The organism is Massilia sp. S19_KUP03_FR1, from assembly GCF_036688685.1.
In the GTDB taxonomy this organism is placed as follows: Bacteria; Pseudomonadota; Gammaproteobacteria; order Burkholderiales; family Burkholderiaceae_D; genus JALYUM01.
Genome location: NZ_JAQQPS010000003.1, coordinates 47,458 through 64,844 on the forward strand (window position 1 = coordinate 47,458; position 17,387 = coordinate 64,844).

Annotated in this window: 18 protein-coding genes; 8 read left to right on the plus strand and 10 right to left on the minus strand. The window is 61.4% G+C overall.

The features are described 5' to 3' along the window. Positions 1-58 precede the first annotated feature (58 nt). The 6 genes from V6M87_RS03560 to V6M87_RS03585 form a co-directional block, all read right to left on the minus strand. On the minus strand, positions 59-361 hold the full coding sequence (locus V6M87_RS03560; protein ID WP_332848362.1) for a hypothetical protein: 303 nt from the start codon (positions 359-361) through the stop codon (positions 59-61). Between the two features lie 130 nt (positions 362-491). Next, a complete protein-coding gene (locus V6M87_RS03565) occupies positions 492-839 on the minus strand; it encodes a DUF4870 domain-containing protein (RefSeq protein WP_332848363.1) in 348 nt (115 codons plus the stop codon). Between the two features lie 257 nt (positions 840-1,096). Next, on the minus strand, positions 1,097-1,738 hold the full coding sequence (gene pcp / locus V6M87_RS03570; protein WP_332848364.1) for a pyroglutamyl-peptidase I: 642 nt from the start codon (positions 1,736-1,738) through the stop codon (positions 1,097-1,099). Then, complete coding sequence (locus V6M87_RS03575) at positions 1,735-2,691, minus strand: DUF979 domain-containing protein (RefSeq protein ID WP_332848365.1); 957 nt, start codon at positions 2,689-2,691, stop codon at positions 1,735-1,737. The genes pcp and V6M87_RS03575 overlap by 4 nt, the downstream gene beginning before the upstream one ends. Further along, positions 2,688-3,377 (minus strand): DUF969 domain-containing protein, encoded by a 690-nt coding sequence (locus V6M87_RS03580; RefSeq protein WP_332848366.1) that lies wholly within the window; start codon positions 3,375-3,377, stop codon positions 2,688-2,690. The genes V6M87_RS03575 and V6M87_RS03580 overlap by 4 nt, the downstream gene beginning before the upstream one ends. A gap of 46 nt (positions 3,378-3,423) precedes the next feature. Beyond that, entirely contained in the window at positions 3,424-3,801 is a 378-nt protein-coding gene (locus V6M87_RS03585) for a YciI-like protein (RefSeq protein WP_442920548.1), read from the minus strand. Positions 3,802-3,994: 193 nt separating this feature from the next. On the opposite strand from V6M87_RS03585, the gene V6M87_RS03590 reads away from it, so the two are divergent. The 5 genes from V6M87_RS03590 to V6M87_RS03610 all read left to right on the plus strand — a co-directional run bounded on the left by V6M87_RS03590 (position 3,995) and on the right by V6M87_RS03610 (position 9,795). Continuing rightward, the gene (locus V6M87_RS03590; RefSeq protein WP_332848367.1) at positions 3,995-4,840 is read left to right on the plus strand and encodes an alpha/beta hydrolase; all 846 of its coding nucleotides are present in this window, start codon (positions 3,995-3,997) and stop codon (positions 4,838-4,840) included. Positions 4,841-5,093: 253 nt separating this feature from the next. Then, positions 5,094-6,110 carry a BMP family lipoprotein gene (locus V6M87_RS03595; RefSeq protein ID WP_332848368.1) on the plus strand — a complete coding sequence of 339 codons (1,017 nt, stop codon included), beginning with the start codon at positions 5,094-5,096 and terminating at the stop codon, positions 6,108-6,110. A gap of 97 nt (positions 6,111-6,207) precedes the next feature. Beyond that, on the plus strand, positions 6,208-7,737 hold the full coding sequence (locus V6M87_RS03600) for an ABC transporter ATP-binding protein (RefSeq protein ID WP_332848369.1): 1,530 nt from the start codon (positions 6,208-6,210) through the stop codon (positions 7,735-7,737). Beyond that, complete coding sequence (locus V6M87_RS03605; RefSeq protein WP_332848370.1) at positions 7,734-8,825, plus strand: ABC transporter permease; 1,092 nt, start codon at positions 7,734-7,736, stop codon at positions 8,823-8,825. Before V6M87_RS03600 ends, V6M87_RS03605 begins: the two co-directional genes overlap by 4 nt. Before the next feature lie 4 nt (positions 8,826-8,829). Continuing rightward, on the plus strand, positions 8,830-9,795 hold the full coding sequence (locus V6M87_RS03610; RefSeq protein WP_332848371.1) for an ABC transporter permease: 966 nt from the start codon (positions 8,830-8,832) through the stop codon (positions 9,793-9,795). A gap of 59 nt (positions 9,796-9,854) precedes the next feature. Here the strand turns inward: V6M87_RS03610 and V6M87_RS03615 are convergent, their stop codons facing one another. The 3 genes from V6M87_RS03615 to V6M87_RS03625 all read right to left on the minus strand — a co-directional run bounded on the left by V6M87_RS03615 (position 9,855) and on the right by V6M87_RS03625 (position 13,348). Continuing rightward, on the minus strand, positions 9,855-11,690 hold the full coding sequence (locus V6M87_RS03615) for a GAF domain-containing protein (RefSeq protein ID WP_332848372.1): 1,836 nt from the start codon (positions 11,688-11,690) through the stop codon (positions 9,855-9,857). Positions 11,691-11,868: 178 nt separating this feature from the next. Further along, positions 11,869-12,411 (minus strand): hypothetical protein, encoded by a 543-nt coding sequence (locus V6M87_RS03620; RefSeq protein ID WP_332848373.1) that lies wholly within the window; start codon positions 12,409-12,411, stop codon positions 11,869-11,871. A 79-nt stretch (positions 12,412-12,490) separates the two neighbouring features. Then, positions 12,491-13,348, minus strand: coding sequence for a MipA/OmpV family protein (locus tag V6M87_RS03625; protein ID WP_332848374.1), 858 nt, complete (start codon positions 13,346-13,348; stop codon positions 12,491-12,493). A gap of 143 nt (positions 13,349-13,491) precedes the next feature. Between V6M87_RS03625 and V6M87_RS03630 the strand changes: the two genes are divergently transcribed. The 3 genes from V6M87_RS03630 to V6M87_RS03640 are packed head-to-tail and all read left to right on the plus strand — an operon-like array spanning position 13,492 to position 16,337. After that, positions 13,492-14,667 (plus strand): acyltransferase family protein, encoded by a 1,176-nt coding sequence (locus V6M87_RS03630; protein ID WP_332848375.1) that lies wholly within the window; start codon positions 13,492-13,494, stop codon positions 14,665-14,667. Between the two features lie 10 nt (positions 14,668-14,677). Next, positions 14,678-16,012 (plus strand): hypothetical protein, encoded by a 1,335-nt coding sequence (locus tag V6M87_RS03635; RefSeq protein ID WP_332848376.1) that lies wholly within the window; start codon positions 14,678-14,680, stop codon positions 16,010-16,012. Beyond that, positions 15,966-16,337, plus strand: a complete 372-nt coding sequence (locus V6M87_RS03640) for a hypothetical protein (protein WP_332848377.1) — start codon at positions 15,966-15,968, stop codon at positions 16,335-16,337. The genes V6M87_RS03635 and V6M87_RS03640 overlap by 47 nt, the downstream gene beginning before the upstream one ends. Here the strand turns inward: V6M87_RS03640 and V6M87_RS03645 are convergent. Further along, positions 16,318-17,370 carry a S1/P1 nuclease gene (locus V6M87_RS03645; protein WP_332848378.1) on the minus strand — a complete coding sequence of 351 codons (1,053 nt, stop codon included), beginning with the start codon at positions 17,368-17,370 and terminating at the stop codon, positions 16,318-16,320. The genes V6M87_RS03640 and V6M87_RS03645 overlap by 20 nt on opposite strands. Positions 17,371-17,387: the final 17 nt, after the last annotated feature.

Consider the following 17,387-nt stretch of genomic DNA (forward strand, 5'->3'; position numbering starts at 1 on the left):
GACCAGGCGCCGGGCCAACAGGTCGAACGGCCGGCGAAACTGGCCGGCCGCCTGCGCCTCAACGCCCCACTGATATCCCCGCACCCACACCCGAGCCGCTGCCCCAGCGGCCGAAGCTGCCCCAACTGCCGAACAAGGACGTCGACACGCTGCCGCGCCCGGCGCCATTCTGCGCGCCCAGCCGCAGGACGCAATCGCGCCACTGGTCGGAATTGGCGGGATAACCCAGCTTGTCGCACGCCGGCCCGAATTCACCGATCATGCGCTCCATCTGGGCTTGCTGCTTCGCTGCTTGTTCCTGTGGAGTGGCGCAGCCAAGCAAACATGCAAGGCTCGCTGCGGACAATATCCAGTTGCGCATGGCAATTCTCCTTGGGTCGATTCATCCAGATTATGCCCGATGAATTGCCAAACGCCGAGCCGCGTCAATCGTGCGCACCAATGAAAACGGCCTCCCGTCGGGAGGCCGTTTTCTCAAACACCAGCGTATTCTATTTGATCAGGCGGATCGTCATCGGATAATGATAAACCTGGCCATCACTGGCTTTGACTGCGGCCATGATACTCAAAATAAGATTGCCCAGCATGACAACCCAAAACAGAAACAGCCCGATCAGAATAAAGGACAGAATAAAGCAGCCGATATACATGATCAGCACGGTAATCTGAAAGTTCAAGGCTTCACGTGAATTATCGATGGTGAATTTATCACCACTGTCTTTTTTCACCAGAAACAGGACCAGCGGTGCAAGCCAGCTGAAGAAGATGCCGCCAATGTGCACCAGGATGCCCAAAGTCTTGTCGCCGTTTTTTTCGGTGCCGTCTGCTACAGTTTCCATCTTGTATATTCCTTGATTGCCTGGTGAGCGCGCCAAAAGTGGATCGATTGGACAGCGATATTGTTCAAATGTTAAATACAATAATACCGATGGCAACATTCAACCATTGGTTCTTGCATTGAATATTTCCGAAGAGAACTTATATCATGCGCACATCGGCATCGTGGCGAATAATTGTTACGGAGTGTTGTTAATAGGAATACGCGAGAAATAAATAATAAATTTTTGCTGACGCATTTAACAAATTAAAAATATAACTAGTGTGTCGCCCCGCCCACGCGCGCGCTGATGCCAGCGCCATGCACCGCCGCCGTTACCGCCGCCCGCAAGCCATCGATGATGTGCGCCAGTTCCATGGCCGCCACGCCCGGCTTGTCCAGCACCTGCTCCGGCAAGAACGGCACGTGGATAAAACCCGCTTGCAAGGGCAAGCCGTACGTGAAATGCATCAACCCGTAAAACACGTGGTTACAGACGAAAGTTCCGGCCGTCTGCGACACGCTGGCCGCCACGCCGCCGTCGCGCATGGCCTGCACCATCGCCTTGATCGGCAAGGTGGCGAAGTAGGCGGCCGGGCCGGCCGCGACGATGGTCGCGTCCAGCGGTTGCCACTGGTCGTTGTCGGGGATCGGGGCATCGTCGATGTTGATGGCGATGCGCTCGACCGTGATGTCGGGCCGCCCGCCGGCCTGACCGACGGCGATCACCAGGTCCGGCTTGCATTCTTCGATGGCGTCGAGCAGCAGCCTGGTCGACAGGCCGAACACGCACGGCAACTGGCGCGTGTGCACGGTAAAACCCGGCCCTTCCCAGCCGTCCAGTGCGCGCACGGCCTCCCAGGCGGGGTTGATGGCAGCGCCGTTGAAGGGTTCGAAGCCGGTGAGGAGCACGGTTTTCATAGGTTCATCAAGAAATAAAGCAGCAGGATATTGGCTGCCAGCAGCGGCAGTGCGGTCGGGATTTGCGCCTTGATGACGGCGTTGCGGTCGGGCAACTCCAGCAGCGCAGCCGGGACGATATTGAAGTTGGCGGCCATCGGCGTCATCAATGTGCCACAGTATGCGCTGAACATCCCGATTGCGGCCATCAGCGCCGGATTGGCGCCGTACTGGTGCACCAGCACCGGAATACCGACGCCGCCCGCCATAACCGGAAAGGCCGCAAAACCATTGCCCATGACGATGGTGAACAGCGCCATGCCGACGCAATACACGGCTACCGCCACCAGGCGCGACTCCATGTTGACGTAATCGGTGACGACATGCGCCACCGCCTTGCCCACGCCGGCTTCCACAAACAGCAGGCCCAGCACGGCCAGCATGTGCGGCAGCACCAGTGCCCAGCCGATCGCGTCGATCAGGCGGCGCGCCTCGCGCATGCCCTGCAGCGGCGAGGCGCGCGTCAGCCAGCAGGCCACCGCCAGCGCGGCGACGGCGCCACAGCCCAGGCTGACCAGCGTCAGGTTTTTCGGGTCGAGCAGGAAGCGCGCATCGATCCTGACATCCTTCAGGAGTGTGGAGAACAGGATCGTGACAAACGGAATCACCAGCGCCGGCACGAACAGCCAGTGCCCCAGCCGCCGCGCGCTGGCGGTACGCGCCGCGCCCGACAGGGTCACGTGGCCGCCGGCGCGCACGCCGCCGAAGCCGGCGATCAGCGCCATCAAAATCATCATGGCGCCCGCCCCCACCGGCGCCATTGCTTCGCCGGCCAGGTAGAGGGCCGCATACAGCGCCCAGAACAGCGCGGTCGACCAGCGCCGCGGATTGGCCGGATCGCGCGCGGCCATGATGGCCACGCCGGCCAGCAGCAGGCCGATCAGCCAGTAAAACAGTTCGACGGCGACGATCATTTCACCGAGTCCCGGCGAATCGCATCGTCCAGCCGGTGCAGGCGCCAGGCGTGGATGATGAAGGCGGTCACCGCCGTGGGAATGCCCCACAGCGCCATGTGCAGCGGATCGACCTCGATCCCTTCGGCGCGCAGGATGGTTTGCATCAGAAGAATGGCGCCGAACGCGACAAAAATGTCTTCGCCGAAGAACAGGCCGACGTTGTCGGTGGCAGCAGCCATGGCGCGGATGCGGTAGCGCATCGGATCGGACAGCGCCGGGTAGCGCGCTTCGGCCGCCCCTTCGGCCATGGGCGCGACCAGCGGACGCACCATCGAGGCCTGGCCGCCGAGGCTGGTCAAGCCCAGCGCAGCACTGCCCTCGCGCACGAACAGATAAACAATCAGCAGGCGCCCCGTGGTCGCCGCGGCAATGCGCGCCACGCCGGCCTGGGCGTGTTCGCGCAGACCGAAGCGTTCGAGCAGGCCGATGGCGGCCAGCGGCAACAGATAAATCAGCGGCAGGTTGCGCGTCTTGATGAAGGCGGCGCCGAGCGAGGTGAGCAGGTGTTCGACATCCATCGCGGCGGCAAAGCCGGTGACCGCGCAGGCCACGACCACCACCAGTACCGGGTGGGCGCGCAGCAGGAAGCCGACGACGATGACCGCCACCCCGAGCAGCGGCCACAAATTCACAGCAGTTTGCATGGTTTCTCCGGCATTGTTGGCCGGAGAATATTACATGAGGCCTAACTCAAGACGGGGAGAAGCTCGTCTGCGGTGCCGTGGCGCGCGCTTCTTCCTCGGCATCGGGCAGCGGCACCACGCCGTCGGCCGGGTACACCGGGTTGCCGGCCATCGCGCCGACGACGGTGTTCCACTTGCGCACCTGGAACGATTTCACCAGGCCATGGATGACGTAAGGATCGGTGGCGGCGAACAGCAATACCGGTTCCGGGCTGCTGCAACTGAAAAACAGAATGGCCTGGTCGACTGGCTCGTCGAGGGTACCGGCCAGCACCAGCTCGCCGCAGCGCTGGGCTTCCCACGCTTTGCCGAGATGCTCGTCGCGAAAGGCGCCGCGGCGCTCGAGGTAGTCGGGAGCGAGTTCATAAGTGAGCAGATAGTGCACGGGCGTCTCCTGGTGAGCCAGCCGGGTGCTGGCGTTGCAAATATATTAACCTACCAGCAAGCAGTATGGTGCGAGCGCATACTGCGGCCTGCTGTTGTATCGAAACGACGTCCTCACCGCCGCCACCCACACACCTGCGCGCTACACGCAAATACGTAGCGATGCTTTGACTCAACAGGAATAAACTGAGGGCATGGACAACTCGAAAAAAATGGCGGGCGTTGCAGGACTGGCCAGCATGCTGTGGCTGGGCCTCACCGCGGCCATGGCGGCCAACCAGCGCAGGCTGATCTTCAACCCGACCATCAAACGGGAAGTCGACCATCCGCGCAGCGCCGGCCACCGCACGCGCCAGGTGGTCATCCGCTCGGCCGACGGCACCCGCCTGGCCGGCTGGCTGATGACGCCGCAAGTACCGGGGCCGCATCCCGGCATCATTTATTTCGGCGGCCGCTCCGAGGAAGTTTCGTGGGTCGCGCGCGACGCCGGTAAATTGTTCCCGAACATGACCGTGCTGGTCATGAATTACCGTGGTTACGGCAGCTCGCACGGCGACCCGGACGAGCAGCACATGGTCGACGATGGCCGCCTCCTGTACGACTGGCTGGCCGCGCGCGCCCACGTCGACAGCGCGCGCATCGGCGTGGTCGGGCGCAGCCTGGGCTCGGGCGTGGCGGTGCAGGTCGCCATGCAGCGGCCGGCGCACTCGGTGGTCCTGATCACGCCCTACGACTCCATCCTGGCCATTGCCAAGCGCAAGTTCCGCGCCATGCCCATCGAATACATCCTGCGCCACCGCTTCGAATCGATCAAATACGCGCCGTCGCTGATGGCACCCACGCTGGTGCTGCGCGCCGCGTTCGATGACGTGGTGCCGCATTCGCATACCGATTTATTGGTGGAGAAACTGGGCAAGCTCGTTGGCGACGAGGTGGTGGCGGGCTCCGATCACATGAATATCCCCTACCTGGAAGCCACGCAAGACCGTGTCGCGCGCTTTTTGAGCGACCAGTTCAGCAAGATTCTGGCGGCGGCGTAAGAAGCTTGCCATTTATATCAGTAAGCACTTAATCCCCAAGCAAAAACGTATTTGCCAGTCATAATCCCCTCCTGCATAGTCGACCCCTGCTGCGATACAAACCGTCACAACCTGATCGTTCCAAGCCTGACAGAATGCACCTGGCACGCCAGCCGGACAGCACCTGCTTGTTCTTTCAGCACGTCATTTCCCGGCGGCGTTCCCAACGCAGCCGTTGTGGCGGGTACAATATCGAAATTCCAGGAGCCAATTCATGAATCTTAAGCAACTTACCAAGACGATCGCCGCGCTGTGTGTCACCGGTGCGGTCGTGTCGACAGCGGCAGCGGCCCCAATTGCCGCGCCGAAACTGGCCATCGTCTATGACGCTGGCGGCAAGTTCGACAAATCGTTCAACCAGTCGGCTTCCGAAGGCGCCATGCGTTTCAAGAAAGAGACCAACATCTCTTACATTGAAGCGCAGGCCAGCAGCGATACCCAGGCCGAGCAGGTCATGCGTGGCCTGGCCCGTAAAAAACTCGACCTGATTGCCGCGATTGGTTTCTCGCAGACCCAGGCCGTGCAAAAGGTCGCCAAAGAATTTCCGAATGTCCGCTTCGTCATCATCGACAGCGTGGCCCAGGGCCCGAACATCAATTCCGTGATGTTCAAGGAAGAAGAAGGTTCCTATCTGGTCGGCATGGCTGCATCGATCGCCTCGAAAAGTAAAAAAGTGGGCTTCGTCGGCGGCATGGACATTCCGCTGATCCGCGCGTTTGCCTGCGGCTATGCCCAGGGCGCGAAAGCCGGCAACCCGAAAACCGAAGTCGTGCAAAACATGGTCGGCACAACCAGTGCCGCCTGGAACGACCCGGCCAAGGGTGGCGAACTGGCGCGTGCGCAGTTCGACCGCGGCGTCGACGTGGTGTATGCCGTGGCCGGCGGTTCGGGCATGGGCACGCTGCAAACCGCCAAGGAAAAAGGCAAGCTGGGCATCGGCGTCGATTCGAACCAGAACTACCTGTATCCGGGCACCATGCTGACCTCGATGGTCAAGCGCGTCGACATCGCCATTTACGATGCGTTTAGCCAGATCAAGAACGGCAGCTGGAAGCCGGGCCTGGCCTACAAGGGCATCAAGGAAGGCGGCGTGGACTGGGTCGTCGACAAGGATAACCGTGCGGTCGTATCAGCCGACATGGAAAAGCGCGTCAACGCTGCCCGTACCGACATCATCAGCGGCAAGATCAAGGTCGTCGATTATCGCGCAGCCAACAGCTGCCCGATCTAAACTTCCCGACCGCCACATTTAATCACCCCCAAAAGCGCGCCGCGCCGGTTTTCCGGTCCGGCGCGCTTTTGAATGTCATTCTTTACACTTATCCGCCATGCAGCCAGCCGTACAATTTCGCAATATCAGCAAGGCCTTTGGGGCCGTGCAGGCGAACGCCGACGTCAGCTTCACCATCGACCAGGGTTCGATCCATGGCGTGATCGGTGAAAACGGCGCCGGCAAGTCGACCTTGATGAGCATCCTGTACGGCTACTACCGCGCCGACAGTGGCCAGCTCCTCATCGACGGCCAGGAGCGCAATATCCGCACCAGCCATGAAGCGATCGCGCTCGGCATCGGCATGGTCCACCAGCACTTCATGCTGGTCGAAAACATGACCGTGCTCGACAACGTGATGCTGGGCAGCGAAGGCGGTTTCAAGCTGGCCGCGCAGCGGGCACAGGTGGAAGCGAAGCTGCGCGAGATTTGCGCCCGCTACCAGCTCGACGTCGACCCGCTGGCCACCGTGCAAGACCTGTCGGTGGGCGCCCAGCAACGCGTCGAAATCCTGAAACAAATTTACCGCAGCGCCAATATCCTGATCCTGGACGAGCCGACCGCTGTGCTGACCGCGCAGGAAACCGCGTCGCTGTTTGCCATCCTGCGCCTGTTCAAGGAACAGGGCAAAACCATCATCCTGATCACCCACAAGCTGGGCGAAATCATGGAGATCACCGACCAGGTGACGGTGATGCGCGCCGGCCGCGTGGTGGGCGCCGTCGATACCGCCTCGACGTCGAAAGAACAATTGGCCAACATGATGGTCGGCCGCCCGATCCAGAGCGAGTTGCCGCGCGCGCCGTTCAAGCCGGGCGCGCCGGTGCTGCAGGTGGAGAAGCTGAACCTGGTCGACAAACAGGGCGTGAAACTGCTGGAAGACGTTGGCTTCACGCTGCACGCCGGAGAAATTGTCGCGATTGCCGGCGTGTCGGGCAATGGCCAGAGCGAGTTGATGGAAATTCTGTCGGGCATGCGTTTACCGACCTCGGGCAAAGTCGATTTCCTCGGCACCACGCTGCCCTACGCCGGCCGTTCCCACGCCGACGGCTTGCCGGCCACCTTCCGCAAGCTGGGCATCGGCCATGTGCCGGAAGACCGCCTGCGCGACGGCGTCATCAAGGACTTTTCGGTGATGCAGAACACCGTGTTCGGCTACCAGGACCGGGTCAAGAACCGCTGGGGCCTGTTTGATTTCGATGCCATCGCGAAGCGCTGCGGCGCGATGCTGAAAGACTTCGACGTGCGTCCGAACAACCCGGACCTGCGCATCGGCCTGCTCTCGGGCGGTAACCAGCAAAAGGTGGTGATTGCGCGCGAAGTGTTGGCGCAGCCGAAGCTGATGCTGGTGGGACAACCCACGCGCGGGGTCGACATCGGCACCATCGAAGCCATCCACACCCAGCTGCTGCGCCTGCGCGACGAAGGCGTGGCGATTTTATTGGTCTCGGTGGAACTGGAAGAGGTGCGCGCGCTGGCCGACCGCATCGTCGTCATGTCGGGTGGACGCATCACCGGCGAACTGAACATTGAAGAATTCGACACCACCCGCATCGGTTTGCTGATGGGCGGGATGCACAAATCATGAAAAAAACTGAACTCCCCCGCTGGGCCACCGGCTTTGTCCTGCCGGTCCTGAACCTGCTGTCCGCCTTGCTGGTGGCGGCGCTGGCCATTCACCTGCTGGGCGAAAGCCCGGTCGAATCGCTGTCGATCTTGATCCACAGCGCCATCTTCAACCTGGAAGGTTTGTCGTACACGCTGTTCTACGCCAGCACCTTCATTTTTACCGGCCTGGCGGTATCGATCGCCATGAAGGGCGGCTTGTTCAATATCGGCGCCGAAGGCCAGATGTACCTCGGCGGCCTGGGCCTGACGATCGCCTTGCTGGCGCTCGATAACAGCCTGCCGGCGTGGTTGCTGATACCGATCGCGATGCTGGGCAGCGCCCTGTTCGGCGCGGCCTGGGCCTTCTTGCCGGGCTACCTGCAAGCGCGGCGCGGCAGCCACGTGGTGGTCACGACCATCATGTTCAATTTTATCGCTGCCGACCTGATGAATTTCTTCATCCTGAAGCTGGTGCCGGAAGGCCAGCAAAACCCCGCCTCGCGCGTGTTTTCGGCTGCCGCCGAAATGCCGCGCCTGAACACCTGGCTGCCGGTGCTGGGCGACACGCCACTGAACATCAGTTTTTTGATTGCCATTGCAGCGCTGGTGATTTACGGCGTGATGGTATGGCGCTCGTCGTGGGGCTACCAGTTGCGCGCCACCGGCCTGAACCAGCACGCGGCGCACTATGCCGGCGTGTCGATCAGCCGCATGATCGTCGTCACGATGCTGGTTTCCGGCGCGCTGGCGGGACTTGCCGCCGTGAATTCGGTGATGGGCTCGACCCACTACCTGTCGCTGAACTTCCCGGCCGGCGCCGGTTTTGTCGGCATCGCCATTGCGCTGATGGGGCGCCAGCATCCGGTCGGCATCTTCCTGTCCGCCGTGCTGTTCGGCGCGCTGATCCAGGGCGGCTTCGATCTGTCGCTGGAAAAACCGAATATCCCGCCTGAAACCTTTATCTTCATCCAGGGTTTGATCATCCTGTTCTGCGGCGCCATGGAAAATTTCTATGGTCCGACCGTGCTGAAATTGCTCAATTTGCTCACCTTGGGCCGCAAAGGATAAAGCCATGGAAGACTTCAACATCCTCAGTATCCTGGTCTCCACGATCCGCAATGCGCCCGTGCTGATGTTCGCCGCCATGGCCGGCCTGTTCGCCGAGCGCAGCGGGTTAGTCGACATCGGCCTGGAGGGCAAAATTCTCGCCAGCGCCTTCACCTCGGCCGCCGTGGCCTACAGCACCCAGAACGTCTGGTACGGCATCGCGGCCGGCATTGCCGTCTCAGTGGCGCTGGCGCTGCTGCAGGGCTATGTCAGCATCACGCAAAAGGGCAACCAGCTGGTGTGCGGCATCGCGATTAACATCGCCATGAGCGGCCTGACCTTCGTGGTCGCCCAATATTTTTATCAGCAGGGCGGGCGCACGCCCGACCTGGGCGCGGCGCGCCTGTCCGACGTGGTCTTGCCGGGCACGGCTGCGGTGGCGAATATTCCGGGACTGGGCTGGTTTTACGGCCACCTGATTGGCGGCCACTCGGTACTGGTGTATTTTGCCTTTGCGCTGGTGCCGCTGGTGCACTGGGTGGTGTATCACACCCGCTTTGGCCTGCGCCTGCGCGCCTGCGGCGAGAATCCGCATGCGGCCGACGCGGCCGGTGTCTCGGTCGAACGAACCCGCTACATGGCGATGCTGATCGCCGGCGTGCTGTGTTCGTTTTCGGGTGCGTATCTGGCCATCGTGCAGAGCGGCTTCTTCCTGCGCGACATGTCGGCCGGCGCCGGCTACCTGGCCCTGACGGCCCTGGTGTTCGGCAACTGGCGTCCGCTGCATACCATGCTGGGGTGCCTGATGTTCGGCTTCTTCAACGCGCTGCAGATCCAGCTGGAAGGCGTCGATCTGCCGGTGGTCGGCCGGGTGCCGGGCTCGCTGATCCACATGATTCCGTACGTGGTCACCGTGATCGTGCTGGCTGGTTTGATGGCGAAATCGATTGCGCCGAAAGCGATAGGCAAGCCGTTCGTCAAGTCGCGTTGATTTCAAATGGCGCGTGGTTCGGAAGGTCGCTGCGCAAGAGCGACCTTGCCTGATATCCGTTAAAGCACGGTTGCTTTTACGTCAAGGGCGTCGCCGATAATCTGACGAAGCAATGTCGTTTCACGCTCGTGCGCCTCGCGTTCGAATTTCAATGCGGCTTCCAGCGCGGCCGAATGACGCTCGAAATGCTCCACGCGCAGGCTCTCCAGATGCAGCCCGAGCTGGTGTGTAGCGATCGTCAATAATTCGATCTCGTCCGGACGGCATTTGCCGCCACTCAACTTCTGCCCGAGCAGCACCAGTCCGATGATCTGGCCTCGCACAATCATTGGAAAGACCAGCTCGCCCGGTAGCCCGGGTTGACAGGATGCGAGATCGACCATGACGAGGGTATGCCGCATGTCGACCACGGCGTCGTTATTCCTGTCGATCGTGGCGGGCGCGTTGGACAGCGTTGAATCCTGCAATGCGTAGCCTGAATTTGCATCGAGCACATAGATCGCAAGGCCGGTCAGGCCCGCGTAATCGGTCACTTCCCGGCAGTATCTCGTCTTCAGCACGCTGGCATCGGAAATATGCTCAGCCTTTTGTAGAAATCGCCGAAGCTGTTCGGCGGCTTTGTACCAGTGATTGAAAAACACGTGATTGACTTGATGACTGACCCAATGCTGAATCCGATGGAAACAGAGAATAATTCCAAGCGCAACCACAGCATCGAAAATCACATTCTTTTCTCTTCCTTCGAAGTGCAATAGTTTATCGACGCCCCATTCAGTGACCCCAAACACGACCAGAAGCATCGCGCTGATGATGGTTACCACCAGTGCGCGGTTGACCGCGAAGCCGAGGTCGAACAGGCGGTGGCGCAGGATTGCGTAACCCAAGCCTACAAAGCAGAGGAACGTGATGGTATCCTGGACGATGCCGAACCTGGGATCCAGGACCGCACCGAACATCGTTGCAATGGTGGCGGAACTTAAGGCAAGCACAACGCCACCCATGCAGACACCGATCCAGGCCAATTTTTGCCTGTTGACGCCGATGCTGTTGCGCCACGAATACCATATCGCCAGCAATGCCAGGCTGACCATCATGGTTTGCACGATCATCTTGAATGCGATGATCGATATCCATTGACGCGCTGCCCATGGAAGTACGCGAAATGCGTCTGCCACATACCAGGCAGAATAGACCAGCACGACAACCGCAAACAGCTTGAATACATGCCGCACCGGAGCCCGTCGGAAGTGAGGAGGACGGTCGTCCGGGAACGTGAAAGCGAAGTACACCAGGCTGATGTAATACGCGGCATAATTGAGCGGCAGGATCAGTTGCATGAACAAATTCGGCAATGGGCCGCCCGGCAGATACCAGGCAACGGTTTGCGGCGAGAAGCTCAGCATCATGAAAGCGAAAACACGCATGCTGCCGTTGTCAGCGCGCCGTAGTCCAATCAGCAAGGCGATGAGCAGCGCGGCATAGTTGCATGCCCACGCCATCAGCGCGTCCGCGCGTGCGGCGATCGGATTGTGTGTGAAGTCTGAGGAGGCAATAGGCTTGAGCGCGACATGGCGTGACTGCCCATTGCTGAACAGGGTCAAACCAATAACTTCATCGCTGCCAAGCTGGCGTTTGACATCGATGTAGTGATCAAAGAACACCTTGTCGCCAATCCTCCCGCCCACCGTTGCCAAGGGCGAATCAGCGCCGATGGCCACAATCGGCAAGCGATAGTCGAGATCCGGTTCGCCAAATTCGATCGCAAGCGTGCCGGCTTTTGCCGGTGTGATCCGCTCCCAGTAAGTTGTCGCCCATATGCTGAAGGACAAATAAACAAGGGCGAGGGAAATGAGCAGGACTTTCCAGGATGAAGGCGATAGATTTTTGATGTTCATTAGAATGTGCTGGTGATGCAATTGTGATAAGCGCGAACACCGGATTCTATCAGATGAGAAATTGACAACGCTGCGGCACAAGGGATGCCAACAACGCGCCTTCAGCCGCACCTGATCGCTCGGGTCAGCCCCACGTCACCAGAACGATTCTGAGGCGATGGCTGCTTCAGCGCTGTGATCAATCGAGAACGAAAAAGGTTTTGAGAGGCAGAACCGTCTTTCTCAGCTTGTCCTTGAGCGTGACAGCGATGGTCCACTTGCCGGCCATGTCGCCCGGGTCATGTTTGAAACTGATCTCCGGTGTCGCCATATACAGGTTTTGCGGTCCGCCCAGAAGCGGCCCATGCCAGCAGGGCGTATCTGCGTGATGCACCACCGACGTGCCATCGGGCTGCATGACATCCAGGTCGCAGGTGAGGTTGGCCTTGCCATCGGCACCGAGCATCGCGTTTGCAAAGAAAATCAGGAGAAACACCTGTTCGCCCAGCGCAACCGGCGTGGTTTTCTGCGTGAAATGCGGGACGGTGGCGGCCGGCGTATTCCATTTCGCGCGCCAGTCCGCGTCCGAGGTAATGAGCAGGTGACCGGCGAAGCCATTCACGGCGCGCCGCGCTTCGGTCGGGGCGATCGCCTTGCCCTGGTCGTCGATCCATGTGCCATGTTGTGCAAACGCTGGCGCTGCCAGGGTCAGGATGAGAGCAAGCGCGGCGCGAGAGGTCATGGCAGATCACTCCGTTCAATATAGTGGCAGCATACGTCAGGCACTACATGCAGGCAAGCAACGATGCCGGGAATATCGTCTACAGCGCGGCGCGCGCGGCCGAGCGCTTGAACGTCCACACAAAACCCACGCCGGCTGATGCCCCATTTTCGCGCTGCATCAGCGGGCTACCGGTATTGGCCGCGCCGGCATAGCTTTCATAGCGCACGTAACCGAACAGGCGTACATCGGGGTTGAGCCGATGGCTGCCGGCCAGGCCTGCGCGCACCAGCATGCGGCCCGAATCGGCCTGGTAGGCCGGCCGTGCGGCGCTGGCGTATTGCGGCGCGACTTCATAAAAATAGCGGTTGATGCGGCTGTCGCCGAATACGGCGGCGACATGCGCTTCGCCGGTCCAGGATGCGTCGGCAGTCCGGGTTTCGTAGCTCAGGCGCGGCTCGAGCGTGCTGCCCTGGCGGCGCACGCCACCGCGCACTTCCATGACGGCGCGCAGGGGCAACTCGAAACGGATGGCACTCGTCGGGCTCAACTGCGCAACCTTGACTTTCAGGCGCGGCCCGAATTCAACCAGCGTGCCCAGGTTGGGCATGCCATTACGAATGGCGACGTCGTCTGATTTCGACGGCAGCGAGCCGGCAAAACCGACGTCCAGTTCGACCCGGTCCGAATTGAACAGGCGTGCGCCGATGCCGGACTGGTCAGCCCGAAAAATCTTGCCGCGGTATTGAATCCACGGCAGTGGCAGTACCCGGTTGTTGCGACTGTCGGCGCCCGGGTAGGCCGGGGTCGACAAGGCGAAGGCGCCGACACCGACTTCCCACAAGGGCAGGCCGGGCGCGTCTTGCACCTTCGCCACGTCGGGCAGATCCTGGGCCGACCCTACCAGCGGCAAGGCGAAGCAAACGGACAGGCATACAAACAGGGCGGTGGTTTTCATTGTGGAGGTCGTGGAGATGATGGTGCGTCATTCTAGCTTTGTCACAGCGCGCGACAAACAATTTCGCGCGCCGTGACAAAGCGCGTGTTTTGCAGACAGGTCTAACTGCTAGGATGCCGCTGCCATCCCTCTTACGGACCTGCATGCCATCGACCTTACTGCGCCGCACCGCTGGTCTGGACACCCTGCGCGCCTGCGCCATTGCGCTTGTCTTCATGTACCACTACATGGTCTTCGTCAGCCATACGCCCACCTTCGGCTGGCTCAGCACTGCGGGCTGGGTCGGTGTCGACCTGTTCTTTGTGCTGTCCGGCTATCTGATTGCCGACCAGTTGCTGCGCGGCGTACAAAGCGGCCAGCCGTTATCGCTATGGCGCTTCTACCTGCGCCGCGCACTGCGCACCTGGCCAGCGTTCTGGGTCGTGCTGGCCGCCTATTTTGCCTTCCCGACGATCATGGGCGGCAAGCCGCCGCCACCGCTGTGGACCTTTTTGACGTTCACGCAAAACATCGGCCTGCAGCCCGGCACCGCCTTTTCGCAGGCGTGGTCGCTGTGCATCGAAGAACAGTTTTACCTGGCCCTGCCGCTGGCTTTGCTGGCGGCCGTCGCCCTGCACTTGCGCCGCTGGCAGGCGTGGTGCGCGCTGGCCTTGCTGCTCGCCGTCGGCATCGGTTTGCGCGCTTACCTGTGGCACCGCTACGCACTCGAGGAAGGTGGCCAGGTGCGCGGCTACATGGCGCACGTGTATTACGCAAGCTTGTGCCGCTTCGATGAGTTCCTGCCCGGCGTGGCCGTCGCGCTGGTACGGCACGGCCATCCGCATCTGTGGCAGCGCCTGATGGAGCATGGCCGCAAGGTGTTGCTGGCCGGCGTCGCTGGGTGCGCCGCCCTGCTCTACGGCGCCCTCAACTTTTACTACATCGAGGACTACGGCTACGGCTTTTTCATGACCGCGTTCGGCTATTCTCTGCTGGCGATGGCGTTCGCGCTGCTGGTCATCGGCGCGCTCAGCCCACACACGCTGCTGCACCGCGCCCGCATCCCCGGCGCGCGCCAGCTGGCGCTATGGTCATATTCGATTTATCTTATCCATAAACCGGTGGGTAATATCGTCGGCAAGCTGGCAGTGCAATGGCAATTACCCGGCTCCGTCACGCTGACGCTGACGATCGTGCTGTCGCTGCTGGCGGGCGCGCTCCTGTTCTACCTCGTCGAGCAACCGTTCATGCGCTTGCGCGCGCGGCTGGCACCGTCGAACTTTGCGCCAGACATGGCCAGTGGCGCAGTGCATACTGGCCCTTCGACCAAACACGCCTGATTGCGCCGCCATGACCTTCCTTTCTGACCTGTTCGGACGCACGGAAAAGTCCCCGCCAGTTTCCCGCTTCGAGATGGCGCAGGACCACCTTGCCCGGAGCCGCACATCACCAGAGATAGCGCCATTTGCGGCAGACTACGACGGCTACCTGCGCCAGGCCGCCGTCGAACACTGCGTGGCGCTGGGCGACCCGGCCTTGCTGCCTGTCGTTGCAAGCAGGCTCAACGATTGGGTCGACCAGGTGCGCGCCGCCGCCCGCGCAGGCATCATGACACTGGCGCCGCGTTGTTCCCCCGCCGAGCTGCTTGCCATCCTTCCTGCTGTGCGGCGCCTGCTGGAAGCGCGCCGTACCGATCACGCCCTGTGGATCGCCGAATTCGAAGCCTTGCTGGTGATGCGTTTGTGCGCCGACGACGTCAAGGCCGCCATCCATTCTCCGGATATGGTCTTGTCGCGCGCGGCCTTTCAGCTGGCGCGCACGCGCAAGCTGATCGCACAGGAAGACCTGATTGACCTGGCGCTGGAACAGCGCGGCGACATCGTGCTGGCACAGGGCGCCCTGGCATTGATCACGGAACTACCACTCCCGCGGCGCCAGCACTGGTACCAAAAACTGGCGACCTGTTCTTTTCTCGTTTTGCGCGTTGCATCCTTGCGCGCACGCCTGCACGAAGAAACGGATGCCGCACAAGCCCTGGCCCGCACTGCCCTGTTCGACACGGCGGTGACCATCCGTGACGTCGCCGCAAGCCACCTGCGCCACTGCAAGGTCGACCTGCGCGGCCTGTATCGTGGCCTCTTGCTGGAACCGTCCACAGTGGCGAGGGTAGCCTGCATCGCGCTGGAAGGGCTGCGCGCCAGCGCGGATGTCGCACTCGTCGAACAGTTCACACGTGCATCCGCGCCGGCCGTGCGCCTGGCGGCATTCGCGTCCTGGCTGCGCATCGCGCCGCAGCGCAAGGACGACATCGCCATGCTGGCACTGCGTGACACCGCGCCGTCAGTGCGGCGCTTCGCGGTCGATACAGTGTGCAGACAGGGGGCCTATCTCCCTTTCGAGCAGGCGCATGCCGTCCTGGCGCCATTGCACGACTACCGCAACCTGCTAGCGCTGGCGCGGTCGGACCCGTGGCAGTGGCTCGAAACAATGGTGTGGGTGGCTGCAAACGACACACTCGACGTGACGACGACCAGGATGCTCGAACGCAGTGCGCAGGCATGGTGCCGCACGGCGCCATCCCGCTACACCAGGCCAACAGCGCGGCTTGCCGCGCTGTTCGACTTGCCCGACTCGGTGCGTGCCCTGGAAAAACTCGGCATCAACGATACATGGAAACGCGGCTGATACTGCAGTCCACGGTATCGAGGGTAGCGGCGCCGCGACGTCCTTCGGGCACGGCGGCCACAACCGGGGCTACAGCGATCTGATAGTGGCCTATAGCGGCCGCGGTGACGGCGCCGTGGTCATGACCAATGGCGACAATGGCGACGAAATCGCGCGCGCGCTGGCCGGCAAATACGCGATCAAGGACCTGGGCGACTTCGACATCACCTACAAAAATGGAAAATTACTGTTCTGGATACCGGACAAAAAAATGCCGACCATCCCGGCAAGGAATGATCGGCACGCAGCCGGATGCGGGCCGTCGCTTACGACAAGATGGTTTTGAGCAATGCGGCCAGGTGGTACCCGCCCTTGGTCAATTGTTCCTTGGCGATTTGCGAGCTTGGCACCGGATAGTTCTGCGGCACTTCCAGTGACCAGGTGCTGTACTTCTCGCCGCTCTTGCTGACCTTCTCGGTAACGGCGCCCGTGGTCACGTCCTTGTACGCTTCCTTCGAGACGACCAGTGCATCGTCGGCCCACTGGTACGGCCAGGTGCTGACCAGGCCGGTGTTCACGTTGACGTTTGGCTTGCTGTCGATGACGGCCTGGGCAAATTGCTCCGGCGTTTTGGTCGACAGACGGCGCATGGCGTAGTCGACCACTGTGGTGTCCCAGTACGAATGGAACGGCTTGGTCAGCGCGGCCGGCACACCTTCCTTGACCGGCTTCGGTTCGCCCGGCGGTATGACACCATCGCTCATCTGCGTCAGCTTGCCGTCGTCGAGCAGGAAATTGTTGCCGCCACGGGCGTCAAAGATATTGATGCCGTCGATCTCGCTCTGCTTGGTCGGCACCACGAACTTGCCGTCCTTGCCAACAAAAGCCGCGCCCACGTGCAGCGGCTGGTGGATGTCGCCGGTCAGGTGGACCAGCAGGATCAGCGCCTGGCGTGGCGTAAATTTATGCGGGTTGACGGCGGCGCCATCCTTGCCCTGCAGGACGGCGATGCACTCCTTGAGCGTCTGCACGATGTCTTCGTCCGCCGTGCCCACGGCGTGATCGTGGTACTTGTTCAACTGGTAGGGCACATCGGTGTAGTGGTACTCGCTGTGCTTCGGATTGGCGGCAACGTAGGCGATCATTTCCGGCGACTGCGGGCCGCAATACGTGCCTTTCACGCAGTCGGCCCAGTTGGCGATCGATTCGAGCGTTTCGCCGGGCAGCAACAATGCCTGGATTTTCTTCTGCGCGGCAGTGCCCTTGAGCAGCTTGTCGGCGATGGCGCCCACGGCGCGGTGGCCGTCATTGCCCCAGGCCAGCGCGCTGGAGGAAATGAAGGCGCAGGAGACTGCGAGGGCGATGGCGATTTTTTTCATGGTCGGTTCCTGGTTGA